We start from the raw sequence: 3,796 nt of genomic DNA on the forward strand, positions 1-3,796 counted from the left end.
GGCCCGCTCGAAGGACCGTTACGGGTGATCACCAAGGGGCTATCAGCGGACGACAAGGTGGTGATCGGCGCCATCCAGCGCGCGGTCGCGGGCAACACCGTGGCCCCGGTGGCCGGCGCGATGGCGCCTGCACCCAGCGGCCCCAAACCCGCCCCCGCGGCCTTGACACCCGCGGCCGGCTCCGGCGCGACCAAGCCCTGACCTCATCGGCCCACGAGGCGTCCTCATGTTTTCGCGCTTCTTCATCGAACGGCCGGTGCTCTCCAACACGCTGGCGTTCCTCATCATCCTGATGGGCGCGTTGTCGCTCGCGCGGCTGCCGGTGTCGCAATATCCCGACGTGGTGCCGCCCACCGTGTCGGTGACCGCGACCTATCCCGGCGCCAGCGCGCGTACCGTGATGGATTCGGTGGCGCTGCCGATCGAGCAGCAGGTCAACGGCGTCGAGGGCATGATCTACATGCAGTCGACCAGCGCCAGTGACGGCAGCTACAGCCTCGTCGTCACCTTCGACATCGGCACCAATACCGACATGGCGCAGGTGCTGGTGCAAAATCGCGTCGCGCTGGCTACCGCGCAATTGCCGGCGTCAGTGTCGACGCAGGGCCTGAACGTCAAGAAGAAGTCGACCGCGATCCTGCAATTCGTCAGCCTGGTGTCGTCGGACGGGCGCTACGACAACCTGTTCCTCGCCAATTACGCCAAGATCAACCTGCAGAACGAGCTGGCCCGCCTGCCCGGCGTCGGTGACGTCTCGGTGCTCGGCTCGGGATCTTACGCGATGCGGATCTGGCTCGATCCGGACCGGCTGCAAAGCTACGGCCTCACCCCGAGCGACGTAATCACGGCGATCAAGCAGCAGAGCAGCGAGGTCACCGCCGGTCTGGTCGGCGGCCCGCCGACGCCGAACACCGTGAACTTCCAATACGCCCTCGACGTCACCGGCCGGTTCAGCAACGCAGCCGATTTCGAGACCATCGTGGTCAAGGCCGTCGACGAAGGCGGCGGCAAGCTGGTCCGCGTCGACGACCTCGGCCGGGTCGAGCTGGGGGCCGCTTCCTACGGCCAGACCGCCACGCTGGACGGCAAGCCGTCTGCCGCGATCGCCATCTCGCTGCTGTCGGGCGCCAATGCGCTCACGGTGGCGCAGTCCGTCAACGCGAAGATGAAGGAGATGGCGAAGACGTTCCCGGCCGGGCTCGACTACAGGGTATCGTTCGACAGCACCAAGTTCATCACCGCCTCGGTCGACGAAGTCTACGAGACGCTGATCATCGCCGCCGTGCTGGTGCTCGTGGTGATCCTGCTGTTCATGCAGGACTGGCGGGCGATGCTGGTGCCGGCCACCACCGTCCCGGTGACGATCATCGGCGCGTTCGCAGCGATGGCGGCGATGGGCTTCACGGTCAACACCACCACTTTGTTCGCGCTGGTGCTGGCGATCGGCATCGTGGTCGACGACGCCATCGTCATCGTTGAAGGCGTCGCGCGGCATATCGCCGGCGGGATGTCGAGCAGCGAGGCCGCCGTCAAAGCCATGTCGGAGCTGTTCGGGCCGATCATCGGCATCACGCTGGTGCTGATGGCGGTGTTCCTGCCGGCCGCGGCGCTACCGGGGCTCACCGGCAAGATGTATCAGCAATTCGCGCTGGTGATCGCCGCGACCGCTTTGATCTCGGCGATCAACGCCGTGACGCTGAAGCCGACGCAATGCGCGCTGTGGCTGCGCGCGCCGGTGCCGCCCGAGCAACGCGCCTTCGTCTATCGCGCCTTCAACGCGGTCTACGGGCGCTGCGAGGCCGTTTATGCGGCGCTGATCCGCCGCCTGGTGACCTGGAGCATCCCGACCACGCTGGTCGGCCTCGCTCTGGTCGGCCTCGCCTTCTACGGCCTGGCGCGCGTGCCGACGAGCTTTCTGCCGTCCGAAGATCAGGGCTATTTCATCGTCAACCTGAAACTACCCGACGCCGCCTCCGCGCAGCGCACCGAGGCGACGGTGGCCAAGGCGGTCGAGGTCGTACGGCAGGTCGCAGGCGTCGACAGCGTCATCGGCGTGTCCGGCATCTCGCCGCTCGACAACAATGCCACGCTCTACAATGCCGGCATGCTGTATGTCGTGCTGAAGGATTGGGATCACCGCAAATCCGCGGCGCTGTCGATCGACGCGATCGCCGCGGAGGTCCGGCGCGGGCTGGCGGGAATCGACACCGCGATCGCGCTGGTGCTGATGCCGCCGTCGATCCAGGGCATCGGCAATTCCAGCGGCTTCACCATGATGGTGGAGATGAAGAACGGCAGTTCGGATTTTCTGGCGCTGCAGAATGCCGCCGAGCAGCTCGCCGCCAACGCCGGGACGCAGACCGGCCTCGCCAACGTCGCCTCGACCTTCAAGGGCAATGTCAAGCAGCTGCCGCTGGTGGTCGACCGCATGAAGGCCGAAACGCTCGGCGTCACCGTCGGCCAGGTATTCTCCGCCGTGGAGAGCTATCTCGGCTCGACCTACGTCAACCAGTTCACCAAGTTCAACAACGTCTTCCAGGTCTATGTGCAGGCCGATGCGCCGTTCCGGCTGCGGCCGGTGGACGTGCTGAAGCTGAAGGTCAAAGGCTCCGGCAATCAAATGGTGCCGCTCGGCGCCGTTGCCTCGCTCACCGACGACGTCGGCCCGCCGCTGGTGACGCTGTACAATCTCTATCCGGCCGCGACCGTCGTCGGCAGCCCCTCCCCGAACCTCAGCTCCGGCGAGGCGATGACGCTGATGACCGACGTCGCTGCCGCCTCGCTGCCATCGTCGATGGGCACGGCCTGGACCGGTATGTCGTATCAGGAACAGATCGTCGGCAATCAGATCTACTACGTCTTCGCGGTTGCATTACTGCTGGTGTATTTCGTGCTCGCCGGCCAGTACGAAAGCTGGCTGCAGCCGCTTGCGGTGATCCTCGCGGTGCCGCTGACGCTACTGGGCACTGTGGCGGCGCTGCAGCTCTCCGGCCTGCCGAACGATCTCTACACGCAGATCGGCATCGTGCTGCTAATCGCGCTGGCGGCCAAGAACGCGATCCTGATCGTCGAATATGCCCGCGAGAAATGTGCCGAAGGCATGCCGGCTACGGAGGCCGCGACGGAGGCAGCGCGGCTGCGGTTTCGTCCGATCCTGATGACGTCGTTCGCCTTCATCTTCGGTATGCTGCCGCTGGCCTTCGCGTCCGGCGCCGGCGCAGGAGCGCGGACCTCGCTGGGGATCGCGGTGGTCGCCGGCATGCTCGCCTCGACCGGCCTCGCGGTGCTGTTCGTGCCGTCGTTCTTCACCGTGCTGGAGCGGCTCGGCCGCAAGCGCGTATCAGACGATAGGTCGGCAGGCTGACTACCATTCGCGCCGCTAAGCCGGCCGACGCCCCGCAGCGATGAGTCCATCCTGCGGCGGCGTTTGCATTACCGCAGTGCAGTCGTCCCAAAGCACAGCTCGTCTCCTCGCCGATGAGCGCCGGCAGTTAGCAGCATCGCATCGAGATGCGGTGACGGTGACGCATCGTCGCGTGTCGTCCCGATAGGAACGCGGCCGATAACGCCGGATTGGTCCCGCGTGCAAATAACAAGAGAGAGGACGCAGATGCAGATGGGTAAGGCGATGACGATGATGGCTCTCGTCGCGGGGCTGGCGCTGGCGACCAGCCAGGTGATGGCGCAAGGCGGCGGTGCCGGTGGTGGCGCTGGCGGTGGCGCAGGTGCAGGCGGCGCCGGGGCTGGTGGCGCGGGGGCCGGCGGTGCCGGTGCAGGCGGCGCGGGTGCAGGCGGC

General features: G+C 66.4%; 2 protein-coding genes and 1 pseudogene. All 3 read left to right on the top strand.

Features of this window, described 5'->3' with window-relative positions:
- A pseudogene (locus tag ACOJTD_RS19330) lies at positions 1-201 on the top strand (efflux transporter periplasmic adaptor subunit); the annotation flags it as partial.
- Between the two features lie 25 nt (positions 202-226).
- Positions 227-3,364 (top strand): efflux RND transporter permease subunit, encoded by a 3,138-nt coding sequence (locus tag ACOJTD_RS19335; protein ID WP_420134488.1) that lies wholly within the window; start codon positions 227-229, stop codon positions 3,362-3,364.
- A 246-nt stretch (positions 3,365-3,610) separates the two neighbouring features.
- The coding region (locus ACOJTD_RS19340; RefSeq protein WP_420134489.1) for a hypothetical protein at positions 3,611-3,796 on the top strand (186 nt) is incomplete at its 3' end.

The organism is Rhodopseudomonas sp., assembly GCF_048594845.1.
GTDB lineage: Bacteria > Pseudomonadota > Alphaproteobacteria > Rhizobiales > Xanthobacteraceae > Rhodopseudomonas.